The organism is Exiguobacterium sp. s78, assembly GCF_018618985.1.
Lineage (GTDB): Bacteria > Bacillota > Bacilli > Exiguobacteriales > Exiguobacteriaceae > Exiguobacterium_A > Exiguobacterium_A abrahamii.
Map to the genome: position 1 here is coordinate 2,076,745 of NZ_JACSNB010000001.1, position 14,777 is coordinate 2,091,521.

Genomic DNA, 14,777 nt, shown 5'->3' on the forward strand with positions numbered 1-14,777 from the left:
GACATGGAAAGAGCCAAAGCGCGGATACGCTTTGGCTCTCTCTAGCGCCCGAAAAATCGGTCGGATGAATTACTTGTTGTCTTTCTCGTCGACTTCTTCGAACTCAGCGTCCATGACGTTGTCGTCTTGGCTACCAGCTTGTGCGCCTTCAGCGCCAGCTTGTTGCTGTGCCATGTTCTCGTAGACTTTTTGTGTCAACTCTTGAACGACTGTCGACAATTCGTCTTTTGCAGAACGGATTGCTTCGATGTCTGTTCCTTCGAGAGCTTTTGTTACTTTTTCTTTTGCAGCTTCTGCTTTTTCTTTATCAGCGTCAGCGACTTGCTCACCGAGGTCTTTGATTGCTTTATCTGTTGCGAAGACGAGTTGGTCTGCTTCGTTGCGTAATTCGACTTCTTCTTTACGCTTGTTGTCTGCGTCCGCGTTTGCTTCTGCATCTTTGACCATTTGCTCGATATCCGCTTCAGTCAAACCGCTTGATGATTGGATCGTGATCGACTGTTCTTTGTTCGTTCCGAGATCTTTCGCAGAAACGTTAACGATACCGTTCGCATCGATGTCGAATTTAACTTCGATTTGTGGCACGCCACGTGGTGCTGGTGGAATGTCTGTCAATTGGAAGCGACCGAGTGTTTTGTTATCTGCTGCCATTGGACGTTCCCCTTGGAGGACGTGGATGTCAACAGCTGGTTGGCTGTCTGCCGCAGTCGAGAAGACTTGTGATTTCGAAGTCGGGATCGTTGTGTTGCGATCGATCAATTTCGTCATCACGCCACCCATTGTCTCGATACCGAGTGAGAGTGGAGTTACGTCGAGAAGAACGACGTCTTTGACGTCTCCTGTTAACACGCCACCTTGAACCGCTGCACCGAGGGCAACGACTTCATCCGGGTTAACCCCTTTGAACGATTCTTTACCAGTGAAGTCCTGGATTGCTTTTTGAACTGCAGGAATACGAGTCGAACCACCAACGAGGATGATTTTGTCGATTTTGTCTGGTGTCAGACCTGCATCGTTCATAGCACGGCGTGTTGGTTCCATCGTACGTTCAACGAGATCTGCTGTGAGATCGTCGAATTTCGCGCGTGAAAGTGTCATTTCCAAGTGAAGTGGACCTGATGCGCCAGCTGTGATGAACGGAAGGCTGATTTGTGTTGAAGAAACACCTGAAAGGTCTTTTTTCGCTTTTTCAGCTGCATCTTTCAAACGTTGAAGCGCCATCTTATCTTGAGCAAGATCGATGCCGTTTTCTTTTTTGAATTCTGCTACAAGATGGTCGATGATTTTTTGGTCGAAATCATCTCCACCAAGACGGCTGTCACCAGCAGTTGAAACAACTTCAAAGACGCCATCACCGAGTTCAAGGATCGACACGTCGAACGTACCGCCACCAAGGTCATAGATGAGGATCGTGTGATCTTCGCCTTTTTCGAGACCGTATGCGAGTGCTGCCGCTGTAGGCTCGTTGATGATCCGTTTTACATCAAGACCAGCAATCGTACCAGCGTCTTTTGTCGCTTGGCGTTCTGCATCGTTGAAGTAAGCAGGTACTGTGATGACAGCTTCTGTGACTTTTTCACCGAGGTAGTCTTCTGCTTGCGCTTTTAGTTTTTGAAGGATGATCGCAGAGACTTCTTGTGGTGTGTAGTCTTTGCCTTCAACTTCTACTTTATAGTCCGTACCCATATGACGCTTGATCGACATGATCGTGTTCGGGTTCGTGATCGCTTGACGTTTTGCGACTTCCCCTACTTGACGCTCGCCGTTTTTGAATGCGACGACAGATGGTGTCGTACGGTTTCCTTCTGCGTTAGCGATGACGACTGGTTCGCCACCTTCCATTACTGCAACACATGAGTTCGTTGTACCTAAGTCAATACCGATGATTTTTGCCATGATCTATTTCCTCGCTTTCAATGATTGGAATAATAAAGTGCAAGCTGGTTACTCAGCTACTTTAACCATACTCGGACGAATCACACGATCGTGCAATTTGTACCCTTTTTGGAATTCAGCGATGACGACGCCTGATTCGTGTTCTTCGCTCGCTTCTTGAACGACCGCTTGGTGTAAGTTCGGATCGAACGCTTCACCGACAGCTGGAATCTCGACGACACCTTCGTTTTGAAGCGTTTCGACGAGTTGACGTTTCACCATTTCGACACCCGTCAAGACGGATTTCGTCTCTTCGTTTTCCGTCTCGATTTGGAGCGCACGGTCCAAGTTATCGACGAGTGGCAATAGCTTTTCGACGATGGCTTGTGAAGAATACTTCGCGCGATTCTCTGCTTCGACACGGTTGCGGCGTTTGAAGTTCTCAAAATCCGCACGGAGGCGTAATTCTGAAGCTTTCGCTTCTGCGAGTTGTGCTTCGAAGTCTGGTTTCTCATCTTCGACGAGATCCGCTTGGATGACTTCTTCCTCTGTGACTTCGACGGTTTCAGTCGGCTCTGTCACGTTTTCTTCTTGTTGGAGGTTTTGATTCTGTTCTTTTTCTTCCACTCTGAATCGAGCCCCTTTCTATATTCAATCCAAATTGTTCTTATGCAATTCGGTTTGGAATGCTTGAAGTAGATGGATGATCGAGTTGATTCCCCGGTTGTAATCCATCCGTTTCGGTCCGATCAAAGCGAGTGTCCCGATCGAGACACCGTCGACCGAATAATGGGCCCGGATGACGCTACAATCTTTTAATGCATCCACATTGTTCTCACTCCCGATCGTAATCAGGATTTGATTATCGAGATTCGGTCGGAGAAAATCGAGAACGGCTTCTTGCTGTTCGATCAACTCGAGAACAGGTCGTAGTTTTGCGACGTCCTGAAATTCAGGCTGATCGAACATGTTGGCTTTCCCGCCCAGATAGATGAACGGTCGCTCCTCTTGATCCGTCAAGACAAGATCAAGTGCCTTCGAAAGCAACACCGTCTGTTCAGAATGCTCTGAACGGAAGCGACGGATTTCCTCGAGCAGACGACTGCGCAAGGCTGAGAGCGGCGTACCGCGTAACGTCTGATTCAGACGTTCCATCAGTCGGCTCGCTGCTTCCTGGGACAACGCTTGATTCAATTGCAAGGTCTTGTGTTCGACATGTCCCGTCTCGGTGACGAGAACGATGACGACACGACCTTCGGCAAGAGGAATCAATTCCAGATGATGCAAGCGTTGTCCCTCTTCTTTTGGTCCAAGTACAAGCGTCGTGTAATGGGTTAAATCGCTCAACAGGTCTGCTGTGTGCCGAATCAACCGATCATTCTCATTCACGGAATGGGCAAAGAGTGATTTCAATGCCTGCGCTTCTTTTGGTGTGATGCTTTCCGGACGAATCAGATGGTCGACATAAAAACGATATCCGAGTTCGGAAGGAATCCGTCCTGCGGAAGTGTGTGGCTTTTCAATCAGACCCATCTCTTCGAGGTCCGCCATCTCGTTACGAATGGTCGCGGAACTGAACGTCACGTCGTCTCGCTTGGAGAGCGTCCGTGAGCCGACGGGTTGAGCAGTCTTGATGTAATCATCGACGATTGCACGTAAAATCAACAATTGACGATCCGTCAGCACCTTCTTCACCACCTTATTTTGTTAGCACTCACTTTTAACGAGTGCTAATTACATCTTTTACTATAAGGAATTGTCCGTCCGATGTCAACCGAATTGCGTGACCCTTTGAACAGTTTCCCATTCTGCGATACAGTGAAACAAAGAACGGAAAGGATGAATCGGATGATTGAATTATTGGCAATGGCAGGGGTCTTTGTCTGGCTGTTCATCGCGGTCATCGGAACGACTGCTTATTTTTTAAGGAAATCCAAAAAATGAAAAGAAGCGGTATTCCTCTTTTTTAAGGGAACACCGCTTCCTTTCATTTATTCAAGACTCATTGAACCTGCGCTTCACCGATGAATTCTGCAAAGACTTCATTCGCTAACGGAATACCGGCAGGCGTCAAACGGATATGTGTCTCCGTCTGTTCGACGAGACCGTTTGGCAATAAGCGTTTCATGACATCACCAAACACATCTTCAAACGCTACTCCATATTTCGTCTGGAAACGTTCGAGTGATACGCCATCCTTCATTCGAAGTCCAAGGAACATCTCTTCTTCCATCCGCTCGACGTTCGTCAACGGCGTCTCTTTTCGAACCGGTAACCCTTCCGCCTTGATATAGTGCGGAATTGGTGCGATGTTCGCACGACGCGTCTGATTGATATAGCTGTGTGATCCTGCACCGAATCCGTAGTACTCATCGTTTTCCCAGTAGACGCGATTATGACGACTCTCTTTTCCTGTTTGCGCGAAGTTCGAGATCTCATACTGCGCATATCCACCTGCTTCGATCGTATCGATCATCACTTGATACATCTCTGCCTCGAGATCTTGCGTCGGTAGCGGTAACTTTCCTTTTCGCTCTTGAATCGCAAAGACCGTGTGCGGTTCTAAAATCAACGAATAGGAGGAGATATGCGTGATCGGTAATTGAAGTGCCCGCGAGACGTCGTAGCGGACCTGATCGAGCGTCTGATTCGGTAAGCCGAACATCAAGTCGACGGAGATGTTATCAAACCGTTTTGCTGCTGCGTCGAGCGTCTGCGCGACTTTCGCTTCCCGGTGCGTCCGACCGATGCGTTCGAGCAAACCGTCATCAAACGATTGGACACCGAAACTGACGCGATTGACACCGCCCGCCTTCATGATATCGAGCTTCTCTTCTGATACACCGTCCGGGTTCGACTCGACTGTATACTCTAAATCATCGCCTGTCAGGGGCAACAAGTGTTTCTGGATGATTTCCATCAACCGTTGCATCTGTGGTTCATTTAAAGCGGTTGGTGTTCCGCCACCGATGAAGATCGTCTCGAGATGATCCGTCGGGTATTGTTTCAACGTCAGTTCGATTTCGCGTTCGAGCGCATCGAGGTATTCATCGACGGGCTGATTCTTTAAAAAGACTTTATTGAAATCACAGTAATAACAAATATGTTCACAAAAAGGGATGTGGACATATGCGGCGCGTATTCCCATTTCGCCTCATCCTTTCTCTATAAAAACCAAAAAGGGGACGCAAGCGCCCCCCACCTGTTTAATCTTCGTCCATGGATAGAACGGACATGAAGGCTTCTTGCGGTACCTCTACTGAGCCTACCATCTTCATGCGTTTCTTACCTTCTTTTTGCTTCTCGAGCAGCTTCCGTTTCCGAGAGATATCTCCCCCGTAACATTTCGCGAGAACGTTCTTCCGTAATGCCTTGATCGTCGAACGAGCAACGATCTTCGTTCCGACAGCGGCCTGGATCGGCACTTCGAACTGCATCCGCGGAATCAATTCTTTCAACTTATCAACGATGACTTTCCCGCGTTCGTACGCAAAGTCACGGTGAACGATGAAGCTGAGCGCATCGACGTTCTCGTTGTTGAGCAGGATGTCCATCTTGACGAGACGCGACTGTTGGTAGCCGATCAATTCATAATCAAGTGACGCATACCCTTTCGTACTCGATTTCAACTGATCGAAGAAGTCGTAGACGATCTCAGATAACGGTAACTCATACGTGATTTTGACACGTGTCGTATCGATGTATTGCATGTCAACGAATGTCCCACGCTTCTTTTGACACAACTCCATGATCGCACCGACGTAATCATTCGGTGTCATGACAGCAGCCTTAACGAAGGGCTCTTCGATGAATTCGACTTTTTGCTGATCCGGCATCTTCGATGGGTTATCGACGTGCAAGACTTCACCCGCTGTCGTCGTCACGTGGTAGATAACCGATGGTGCCGTCGTGATCATATCGATGTTGAATTCACGTTCGATCCGCTCCTGGATGATTTCCATGTGGAGCATCCCGAGGAATCCACAACGGAATCCGAATCCGAGTGCTTGTGATGTCTCTGGTTCGAACTCAAGCGCCGCGTCACTGAGTTGTAGTTTTTCAAGCGCTTCTCGTAAATCGTTGTACTTCGCAGCATCGATTGGATAGAGTCCACAGTACACCATCGGATTCATCTTCCGGTATCCTGGCAGTGCTTCAGTAGCCGGCTGTTTCGCAAGCGTAATCGTATCCCCGACACGTACATCGCCGACCGTTTTGATCGACGCAGACAACGTTCCAACATCACCAACCGTCAGTTCTTGCTGACGTAATGGTTTTGGTGTCGCAACGGCAAGTTCCAGAACCTCAAAGTCCTTACCTGTCGACATCATCCGAATCTTATCGCCGACTTTAACTGTTCCGTTGACGATTCGAATCGATGCTACGACACCCCGGTAAGCGTCATAATAGGAGTCAAAGATCAATGCTTCGAGTGGTGCAGACGGATCACCCGTCGGCGCTGGTACTTTCTCGACGATTTGTTCGAGAATTTCTTCAATGCCGATCCCTGCCTTCGCAGAAGTCGGAACAGCTTCAGACGCATCAAGTCCGATGACATCTTCGATTTCTTGACGGACGCGTTCGACATCCGCAGAAGGTAAATCGATTTTGTTAATGATCGGAAGGATTTCGAGATCGTTGTCGAGTGCTAAGTAAACGTTCGCAAGCGTCTGCGCTTCGATTCCTTGCGCCGCATCGACGACGAGGACAGCCCCTTCACAAGCTGCAAGTGAACGCGAGACTTCATATGTGAAGTCGACGTGTCCAGGTGTATCAATGAGGTGAAGAATGTAATCTTCCCCATCTTTTGCTGTATACTTCAATTGAACAGCGTTGAGTTTAATCGTGATGCCACGCTCACGTTCGAGATCCATGGCATCAAGTGTCTGATCTTTCATTTCGCGCGATGTCAACGCGCCAGTTTTTTCTAAAATTCGGTCAGCGAGTGTCGACTTCCCGTGATCGATATGGGCAATGATCGAGAAGTTACGAATACTCTTCTGCCGCTTTAAACGGTCTTCATTCGTCATGTTTAGAGTCACCTTACCTTATTTTCAAACGTACATACGGTTCATTATACCAAAAAGCGCTTCACTGTACTATCTCGTTTTGTTTTACCCGAAAAACAAAATGTGAAGATTCCCTAGACGTCGTATTGCTTTTAAGAAAAACGTTTGCTACAATTGTGTTTGTTCTGTTGAACGATAACTGCAGATATGCGAATATAAATCTCGAATGAGTTTTATTGGAGGTGAATCATCCATGGCTAACATTAAATCAGCAATCAAACGCGTTAAAACAGCTGAAAAACGCCGCGTCGCTAACGTACAACGTAAATCGGCAATGCGTTCAGCGATTAAAGCAGTCGAAACTTTCGCAGCTGAAGGTAACAAAGACCAAGCGGTCCTTGCTTTCGCTACAGCTTCTAAAAAAATCGACAAAGCTGCTGCTAAAGGTCTCATCCACAGCAACAAAGCTGGTCGTGACAAATCACGTCTCGCTAAACTCGTAAACGCACTTTAATTCTTTCCGAAGAATACGGTGATGGGTCGCCACTAGGAGGTATCTCCAGTGGCGATTTTTTATATGATCTAAAATGGCGGACGAAGGACTCGTGTAAAACGATTCCTTCGTCCGCCATTTCTTGTCTTACTTGTCGTCTAGACGATCGATCATGACATAGTGTAGACCGATCCCTTCAATGAGGAACGGTTCTCCAACACGTTCCAGTCCGAGGCGCTCATAAAAAGGAAGTGCCGTGACGCGGGCGTTACACCACCATGCTGTCACTTGACGTTCTTTCAATAGACGACGGGCTTCTTCGATCAGCGCCCGACCATACCCTTCACCACGCACGTCTTCACTCGACGCCATACCACGAAGCTGATACGTCGCTCCTGGCGCTTGTGCATGCGATTGTTCCGAGAAACTACCGATTGCGACGATTTGTTGTGCTTTTATCCCGCCGAGATGAAACGTCGATGGCAAGGTATCGTCTGGATAAACACATGCTTCACGTGGTTGATGTGGACGTAACACATCATGCCGTAATGGGATGACCTCTTCTGCTGTAATGACCTGGACTTCCATCATCGTTTGCCTCCTCTTATAGCGTCGCTAAGCGAACAATCAACGCATCGAATAGAATCTTCTTATCACCGCGTCCTGTTTTCATACCTTCATCTGTCGTCGTGATGGCGATGAGTGCTTGCTCGAGCTGCGCAAACGTAAACCGTTTGGCAGACTGGAGTGCCAATTTGATCGCATACGGATGAGCTCCGACTTTTGATGCGATTTGTCGTTCTCCGTATCCTTGTTCTGCTAATCGTTTCGACAGCAACATCATCCGGTATTGGCGTGCCATCAGTCCAAGGAGAGCCAACACTTCCTGTCCTTGTTTTTCAAGGTCGCGAATCAAGCGGATCGCTGGTTCGAGTTGACGCTTCATCAAGTAGTCCGTTAATTGAAAGACGTTGTCCTCTAATGTCCGCGGAACAAGCAAATCGACATCCTCGATTTCGATTGTTGGTCGGTCCCCTGCAAACAACATCAACTTCTCAAGTTCATGGGCTAATGTCCCCCACATCTCAGCAGTCAAGAAAATGAGTCGCTCGATTGCTGGACGTTCCATCCGGTATCCTTTGTCGTTGACAGCATCCAGAACGAAGCGGAACAACTCTTCGGTCGTCGGTTTTTTTGCCTCTAGTACCGTCGCGCGCTCCTTCAATCGTTTGACGACGGTTTTTCGTTCATCGAGCTTTTCTGCTTCGACGATCAAGACAACGACCGCGTAGTCTGCCGGTTGTAGGATATAATCTGCTAACCGTTCGAGGTTATGTTGTTTTTTATCTTTCGCTCCTGTCAGAAACGTTGCAGGTTTTGCAACGACGACACGGTAGTCGCTTAAAAAGGATACCGTCTCCGCTTCATCGAGTACCGCATCAAGCGGTTGGTCGTTCAAATCGATTTTCATATAATCAAAGCGTTCTCCGTCCGGAAGAGCCGCTTTTACGATTTCACGTTCCCATTCTTCTAACAAGTGTCGTTCTGTTCCATATAATAAGTATAAATTCGCTAATTTTCCGTTGACGAGCCAAGGAGTTTTCATCATTCCCACCACATTTCACAGTTTGTTCTTAACTTCATCATAGATAATCCTCTTTTATTCCGCTATACTAGAAGCGGAATCTATTAAGGGGGAATGCAGCATGGCACATTCAGTACGCCCACCAAGTGAAAACGCGTTCGAGAACGATATTCAATCAAAACGCAACGATGCGCTCGACTCTGCCGTTGGTTTTGGTGCATCATTCGGCTTCTTCGCAGTCTTGTTCATCATCGGTGTCGCAATTAAGTTCTTAAGTCTATAATCAGTAAAACAGCAACCTTGGGGGGTTGCTGTTTTTTTATTTTATCATAGGTTCACAGCCCGCTGAAGAACAAGTTACACTCCCGTCCTCATCCGTTCGAAAGACGATCCGATCTGTCCCGATCCGCTCAAGCACGTCCGGATGCGGATGCCCGTATCGATTTTTTCGTCCGACTGATAAGATGACAATCTTCGGATTTGTCTTCTGCAAGAGTTCTTCACCGGTCGACGTGTTCGAACCATGATGACCTGCTTTTAGAATATCGATTGTTCCAACGCTTAATTCGTCCTCGATTGCTAGGCCAGCGTCACCCGTCAGTAAAACACGTTGTTTGGCAATCTGTGCAAGTAATATAATAGACCGATCGTTCTCTTCTTCTTCTCGTCCAGTCGGTGCAAGTACATGTAACCAAGGACGAATCGTTTGCCCCTTTTGAACGAACTCGACACGCGTCCCAGTTGCTTCGATCGAACGAATCAAATCGTTTCGCTTCTCATCCGTGTTGTCATACGCACCTAAATAAATGGTTTTCACGCGAACTTGACGCAGTAATCCTAGAAGTCCACCGACGTGATCATGATCAGCATGCGTCACGATGAGACCGTCGATTTCTGCTTCTCCTCGTGTGAATAAAAAGGGCGCGACGATATGACTACCCGGATCAAACGGACGGAGCAGTGGATGCGTCGTTTGTTGATAAACGCCACCGGTATCCACGACGAATGTCTCTCCTGCTTTCTCAAGCACGATACTATCGCCTTGCCCGACATCTACAAACGTGATCTGTTCAGGTGCGTGCCACTCCGTGTAGCCCCATGCCGTAAGTAAAAGGATCAACGGTAGAGCATGCCCCCACCATCTCCGCTCAGCAATGAACCAAGCGATTCCCGTTCCGACAACGACAATCGTCAAGACGATAGGAGAAAATGCCGGAACGGCAACCATCGCCAACGGTAGATCCTCCGCCAGTCGTAACGCTTGATCCATCCATTGAATCGCATACCGATGCGCGATCTGAAACGTTGAACGAATCGGTAAGAACGGAAGTGTCGCAAGAATGAACGATCCCGGCAGAATCACCCATTCAATCCAGCCACCAATCAATAAGTTCAAGAATGGCGACCAAATTGAAACCGTCGTCTGTTCAATACCCTGTAAAAAGAGGAGTGTTCCAAACTGTGCCCAAGCACTGATAAGCAGCCAGTTCCAAGGACGACGAACCGAACTCATGAGTCGTCTCGACAGCACAAGAAACAGCGTCAGTCCGACCGTCAATTGAAATCCGATATCGTAAATGACAGTTGGTTGAATCGCTAATTGAAAAGCTGCGACCCCCGCAATGACCTCGACCGGATCTAACGGTTTGTGGAAACGACGACCGAGCAACAGAATGATCGCGACGAGCACAGCCCGCGTGACTGGAGGACTCCACTCCGTCAACCATCCGTAAATCGGCAGTAAGATCAGAACGATATCAAGTCGTTTTTCTTTTGTCATTCTGATTTTTCGTAAGACGTACAGCAGACTAACTACTAAAAAAGCGATATGTGATCCTGAAATGACGATCGCATGTAATAAGCCGAATTTCTTAAACCGTTCGAGCGTCACTTGATCCATTAATCGATCCTCACCAAATACAAGTGCTTCGACGTAGAATGCTTGCTTTTGTGGTAACAAGTCTTCTATCCGTTTCAACCATGCTTCACGTACCCGTCTTCCTTCTGCCGCATACCCAAGTGTCGGATGACAGGAATCAAACGAACGTACTTCCCACTTTCCAGCGTAACGATGCGTATGCATGAATTGCAGTTCGTCAAAACCTCCCGCATTCGATTGTTGGCGGACATCGAGCGGTTCCGTATTGACGTGACAGGAGTAACCGATTCGTTCGTATCCTGTCTCATCTTCTGCAATCGTTGCCGTCAATAGAACCGATTGACCATTGCTCTCCGCATCATAGCGAATTCGATCCCCATTACGCTTACCTGATAAGATGTCAACAGACGAGACGTCGTGCGGTTCAGGTGACAGATGACCCATTCCGATGAATAGACAACTCAGAATGAACAAAAAGAAAAGACGACCGATTGAAAAAGACCATGACTTCATGACAGTAAATAGCATCAGCGTCACTAACCACCAGATCGATTCTTTAATGGCGACAATGAGTAAGAGAACGAACAGCGCATGAAGCGGCATCAGTAGACGATCAGGTAGGATTTAAGCGATTCTAACGTCTTTTCCCCAAAGCCCTTTACATCTCCGAGTGATTCATACGTCGCAAATCCTCCCTTCTCCTCACGATAGGCTAAGATCGCTTCTGCTTTGGCAGGACCGATTCCCGGAACCTCCATCAACTGTTCCGCCGTTGCCGCATTGAGGTCAATCAGTCCTTTTGGTATCTCTGCTTTTGAGCGTTTCGTTGGTTTCGGCTGATCTTTCGTCTTTTTTACCGGCACGATGACTTCCTGTCCATCAATGAGACGTGCCGCGAGATTCATTTGTCGAATGTCAGCTTTCTCAGTCGTCTTTGCTTTTTCGATTGCATCCTTCACTCGATCACCGAGATGGAATTGATAGGGTCCAGGTGCTTCTACCGCCCCTTTCACATCGACCATGATGAGTTTGTCACGAATCGAGGTCTCCTTTTCTGCTGGCTCTGCTTTTGCCTCTTGTTGTTTATCCGTTAAGGACGGTTGATCGACCATCGCTTCATTCGAGCAAGAGGGTAATGGTACGAACAATAAAATGATGAGTAGCAGGACGACGACGAGACCTGCGATTTGTTGCAAACGTGGAACGGTCAAGACGAATCCCTCCTTTTTCCACGACTCTAACAGGTCGCTACGGACTTCAGGAAACGAAGGAATACGCACTAACCACTCTTTTACAACATGATACGGTGTGTTATGTCGGATAAAGATCATATCATCCATACCATAACTTTGAATTAGCATCTGTTTGACGAACAAAAAATCCGTCTCCTTCAAGCAACACGAACGTGTATCGCTTAAAGAAGACGGATGAGATCACTTTTACATTTTTTCAGCAACGAAGAAAATCCGCTCGGCTGTCTCAGAAGGAGCATCCGGTCCAAAATCGCCTGTGACCGCAAGAACCCGGAATCCGGCGTCGCGTAACCACGTCACGTACTGTGCTGGAGGATACGTCCGCTGATGATGCGTTTCATCGACACGCTCGTAGCGACCGTCCTCTTCCTCGATGAAGAAAGTCAGTTCATGGACGACAGAAAGCGGTGCTTCACCAGGATCCGCGAACCAGATATACGAACTTTGCTCCGCATGTGTCGCATATGTCTTTCCATTGAACAACGTTTCCATCTTGTATGGAGAGTGTGTATCAAATAAGAGACGTCCACCCTCTTTGAGGATTGCTGCTACATGTGTAAACGTCTGTTTGACATCCTCTTCCGTCCGGAGATAGTTCAAGGAGTCGCATAGGATCGTCACGGCATCGACAGGTGTCGGCAATTCGATTTCGCGCATGTCTTGCGCCCAGAATTGAATGCGTAATCCCTCTTCCATCGCTTTTTCCTGCGCGACTTCGAGCATCTCTTCCGATAAATCGATTCCGAGCATCTCATAGTGCGCCGCTAATGCAAGCGTCGCCGTACCCGTTCCACATCCGATATCAGCAATCGTACTGCCAGTCGGAACGTATGCTTTGACCCAGTCGACCCATTGATCGTACGGGACGTCTTGCATCAATTCATCATAGATGTAGGCGAACTGTTCGTATGCCATTAGTTGACCTCGACTTCAACCTTTGGAGCATCTGCCCAGAGTTTTTCGAGATTATAGTAATCACGATCGTCACGGTGGAAGACGTGAACGACGACGTTTTCAAGATCCGCTAACACCCAACGTGCCGCATCGAATCCTTCGAGACGTTTGATCGGCAGGTTATGTTCGTGCGCGACTTCTTTGAGTTCACGTGCGATTGCCTGTACTTGTTTTTCTGAATTCCCTTCACAGATGACGAAGTAGTCGGCAACTGGTGAGATGCTCGACATATTCAGGACGACGATATCTTCAGCGCGTTTATCGTCGATGGCATTTACGATTAATTGTAATTCTTGTTCGACTGTCATAGGACGGTCCCCTTTCGTTTGGCCGCGACGAAGGCATTATAAGTCTCAATCGTACGCGGAAAGATGATGGCTTGTTTTTTACATAAAAAATGAATCGTCTGACTGAGTGTTGCAATGACAGCGTCCGTCAAATCCTGCTCCGCTACTTCACGAAGCGCTTCGACACCTGGATAACTGCGATTTGGTTCAATCGCATCCGCGACGAAGATGATTTGATCGAGCAACGGCATACCGGGTGCCCCCGTCGTGTGATTTGCGATGGCCTGATAAATCACGTCTGAATCAAGACCAAGTTCTCGACGGACAAGCTCCGCACCCACTGGCGCATGAAGCAGTTCGTCATCATAATCGAGTAAAACACGTTGATTCAATTCAACGGCAATCGAACGCATCTCATTCGTATCGCGGTATTTCGCATAGTCATGAAGCATAGCAGCAAGTGTTGCTTCTTCTTCGTCAACACCATATTTAAGAGCTAAGTGTCGCGCTGTCTCGACGACACCTAATGTGTGCACATAGCGTCGCTCAGGCAACGTACGCTCAATGATTTGACGTGCTTCTTCAAGGCGCATATAGATTCCACTCCTCAATCCGTTGTCGAACGGCTTCCGGTACAAGGTAGCGAATGCTCCGTCCGCGCGCGACCCGTTGCCGGATATCCGTCGAAGAAATTTCTAGCAATGGCATATCGACCGCTTTCACACGGGCACCACGCGGAATCAGATACCGACTGCCCGGTCGAGCGACGGCACCAAAGACGACTTCCTCGTATAACCGTTCGGCTTGATACCACGTATCGAGACTCACGAGTGAATCTGCTCCAACGAGAAACAGAAACTCATGCTCCGGGTACCGATGCTTGAGTGCACGAATCGTATCATACGTATAGGAAGGCTCTTCGCGCTCAAACTCGATTGCTGAGACGGAAAAAGCAGGATTCAATGCAATTGCTTCTTCTACAAGACGTAGACGCTTGGTTGCGTCTGTGACAGTACGTTGTTTATGCGGTGGCACATTCGATGGTACGAACCAGACCGCATCGAGTTCGAGTTGTTCCTGCGCTTGTTCGGCAATCAGGAGATGACCGATATGCGGAGGATCAAACGTTCCGCCCATCAGTCCGATTTTCATCGTGGCAATTCGAGCGTCTTGTTCTCTTTTGATTCTTTATAGAGAACGATGACTTTTCCGATGACTTGAACGAGTTCAGCATTCGTTCCTGCGACGAGTTCTTGTGCGACATCCTTCGGTGCGTCCGCACAATTTTGCAATACTTGTACTTTCAAGAGTTCCCGTTTTTCGAGCGCATCCATCAAATCAGCGCACATCGCTTCTCCGACTCCATTTTTACCGACTTGGAAAATCGGGTTTAAGTCGTGAGCTGTCGCGCGTAAAAAACGTTTTTGTTTACCTGTTAACAT

General features: G+C 47.9%; 16 protein-coding genes. 2 read left to right on the top strand and 14 right to left on the bottom strand.

Annotated elements, in window-relative coordinates:
- Positions 1–69: 69 nt before the first annotated feature.
- The 5 genes from dnaK to lepA form a co-directional block, all read right to left on the bottom strand.
- Entirely contained in the window at positions 70–1,896 is a 1,827-nt protein-coding gene (gene dnaK / locus KNQ18_RS10770) for a molecular chaperone DnaK (RefSeq protein WP_029341001.1), read from the bottom strand.
- Positions 1,897–1,944: 48 nt separating this feature from the next.
- Positions 1,945–2,502: a nucleotide exchange factor GrpE gene (gene grpE / locus KNQ18_RS10775; RefSeq protein ID WP_023467440.1), complete on the bottom strand. Its 558-nt coding sequence runs from the start codon at positions 2,500–2,502 to the stop codon at positions 1,945–1,947.
- 24 nt (positions 2,503–2,526) lie between these two features.
- Entirely contained in the window at positions 2,527–3,561 is a 1,035-nt protein-coding gene (gene hrcA, locus KNQ18_RS10780) for a heat-inducible transcriptional repressor HrcA (RefSeq protein ID WP_023467439.1), read from the bottom strand.
- Positions 3,562–3,877: 316 nt separating this feature from the next.
- Positions 3,878–5,023 (bottom strand): radical SAM family heme chaperone HemW, encoded by a 1,146-nt coding sequence (hemW, locus tag KNQ18_RS10785; protein WP_215084740.1) that lies wholly within the window; start codon positions 5,021–5,023, stop codon positions 3,878–3,880.
- Positions 5,024–5,081: 58 nt separating this feature from the next.
- A complete protein-coding gene (lepA, locus tag KNQ18_RS10790; RefSeq protein ID WP_023467435.1) occupies positions 5,082–6,905 on the bottom strand; it encodes a translation elongation factor 4 in 1,824 nt (607 codons plus the stop codon).
- 232 nt (positions 6,906–7,137) lie between these two features.
- Between lepA and rpsT the strand changes: the two genes are divergently transcribed.
- Positions 7,138–7,398: a 30S ribosomal protein S20 gene (rpsT, locus tag KNQ18_RS10795; protein ID WP_023467434.1), complete on the top strand. Its 261-nt coding sequence runs from the start codon at positions 7,138–7,140 to the stop codon at positions 7,396–7,398.
- Between the two features lie 126 nt (positions 7,399–7,524).
- Here the strand turns inward: rpsT and KNQ18_RS10800 are convergent, their stop codons facing one another.
- Positions 7,525–7,968 carry a GNAT family N-acetyltransferase gene (locus KNQ18_RS10800; RefSeq protein WP_251133344.1) on the bottom strand — a complete coding sequence of 148 codons (444 nt, stop codon included), beginning with the start codon at positions 7,966–7,968 and terminating at the stop codon, positions 7,525–7,527.
- 13 nt (positions 7,969–7,981) lie between these two features.
- On the bottom strand, positions 7,982–8,983 hold the full coding sequence (gene holA, locus KNQ18_RS10805) for a DNA polymerase III subunit delta (protein ID WP_215084742.1): 1,002 nt from the start codon (positions 8,981–8,983) through the stop codon (positions 7,982–7,984).
- Between the two features lie 100 nt (positions 8,984–9,083).
- On the opposite strand from holA, the gene KNQ18_RS10810 reads away from it, so the two are divergent.
- Positions 9,084–9,245 carry a YqzM family protein gene (locus KNQ18_RS10810; protein WP_023467431.1) on the top strand — a complete coding sequence of 54 codons (162 nt, stop codon included), beginning with the start codon at positions 9,084–9,086 and terminating at the stop codon, positions 9,243–9,245.
- A gap of 36 nt (positions 9,246–9,281) precedes the next feature.
- Here KNQ18_RS10810 and KNQ18_RS10815 read toward each other — a convergent pair whose 3' ends face one another.
- The 7 genes from KNQ18_RS10815 to yhbY all read right to left on the bottom strand — a co-directional run bounded on the left by KNQ18_RS10815 (position 9,282) and on the right by yhbY (position 14,777).
- Positions 9,282–11,444 (bottom strand): DNA internalization-related competence protein ComEC/Rec2, encoded by a 2,163-nt coding sequence (locus tag KNQ18_RS10815; protein WP_215084744.1) that lies wholly within the window; start codon positions 11,442–11,444, stop codon positions 9,282–9,284.
- Positions 11,444–12,052, bottom strand: a complete 609-nt coding sequence (locus KNQ18_RS10820) for a helix-hairpin-helix domain-containing protein (RefSeq protein ID WP_214804379.1) — start codon at positions 12,050–12,052, stop codon at positions 11,444–11,446. Before KNQ18_RS10820 ends, KNQ18_RS10815 begins: the two co-directional genes overlap by 1 nt.
- Positions 12,053–12,280: 228 nt before the next feature.
- On the bottom strand, positions 12,281–13,009 hold the full coding sequence (locus KNQ18_RS10825; protein WP_058704798.1) for a class I SAM-dependent DNA methyltransferase: 729 nt from the start codon (positions 13,007–13,009) through the stop codon (positions 12,281–12,283).
- Positions 13,009–13,356 carry a ribosome silencing factor gene (gene rsfS, locus KNQ18_RS10830; protein WP_023467427.1) on the bottom strand — a complete coding sequence of 116 codons (348 nt, stop codon included), beginning with the start codon at positions 13,354–13,356 and terminating at the stop codon, positions 13,009–13,011. The genes KNQ18_RS10825 and rsfS overlap by 1 nt, the downstream gene beginning before the upstream one ends.
- Positions 13,353–13,928: a bis(5'-nucleosyl)-tetraphosphatase (symmetrical) YqeK gene (gene yqeK / locus KNQ18_RS10835; RefSeq protein ID WP_023467426.1), complete on the bottom strand. Its 576-nt coding sequence runs from the start codon at positions 13,926–13,928 to the stop codon at positions 13,353–13,355. Before yqeK ends, rsfS begins: the two co-directional genes overlap by 4 nt.
- The gene (nadD, locus tag KNQ18_RS10840; RefSeq protein ID WP_215084746.1) at positions 13,918–14,487 is read right to left on the bottom strand and encodes a nicotinate-nucleotide adenylyltransferase; all 570 of its coding nucleotides are present in this window, start codon (positions 14,485–14,487) and stop codon (positions 13,918–13,920) included. Before nadD ends, yqeK begins: the two co-directional genes overlap by 11 nt.
- On the bottom strand, positions 14,484–14,777 hold the full coding sequence (gene yhbY, locus KNQ18_RS10845) for a ribosome assembly RNA-binding protein YhbY (protein WP_023467424.1): 294 nt from the start codon (positions 14,775–14,777) through the stop codon (positions 14,484–14,486). The genes nadD and yhbY overlap by 4 nt, the downstream gene beginning before the upstream one ends.

Coding starts and splice junctions, on each gene's coding strand:
- yhbY (WP_023467424.1), bottom strand. CDS start 14,777: ATGTTAACAGGTAAACAAAAACGTTTTTTACGCGCGACAGCTCACGAC.
- dnaK (WP_029341001.1), bottom strand. CDS start 1,896: ATGGCAAAAATCATCGGTATTGACTTAGGTACAACGAACTCATGTGTT.
- KNQ18_RS10815 (WP_215084744.1), bottom strand. CDS start 11,444: ATGCCGCTTCATGCGCTGTTCGTTCTCTTACTCATTGTCGCCATTAAA.
- rpsT (WP_023467434.1), top strand. CDS start 7,138: ATGGCTAACATTAAATCAGCAATCAAACGCGTTAAAACAGCTGAAAAA.
- KNQ18_RS10800 (WP_251133344.1), bottom strand. CDS start 7,968: ATGATGGAAGTCCAGGTCATTACAGCAGAAGAGGTCATCCCATTACGG.
- lepA (WP_023467435.1), bottom strand. CDS start 6,905: ATGACGAATGAAGACCGTTTAAAGCGGCAGAAGAGTATTCGTAACTTC.
- hemW (WP_215084740.1), bottom strand. CDS start 5,023: ATGGGAATACGCGCCGCATATGTCCACATCCCTTTTTGTGAACATATT.
- KNQ18_RS10810 (WP_023467431.1), top strand. CDS start 9,084: ATGGCACATTCAGTACGCCCACCAAGTGAAAACGCGTTCGAGAACGAT.
- nadD (WP_215084746.1), bottom strand. CDS start 14,487: ATGAAAATCGGACTGATGGGCGGAACGTTTGATCCTCCGCATATCGGT.
- rsfS (WP_023467427.1), bottom strand. CDS start 13,356: ATGACAGTCGAACAAGAATTACAATTAATCGTAAATGCCATCGACGAT.
- holA (WP_215084742.1), bottom strand. CDS start 8,983: ATGAAAACTCCTTGGCTCGTCAACGGAAAATTAGCGAATTTATACTTA.
- KNQ18_RS10825 (WP_058704798.1), bottom strand. CDS start 13,009: ATGGCATACGAACAGTTCGCCTACATCTATGATGAATTGATGCAAGAC.
- yqeK (WP_023467426.1), bottom strand. CDS start 13,928: ATGCGCCTTGAAGAAGCACGTCAAATCATTGAGCGTACGTTGCCTGAG.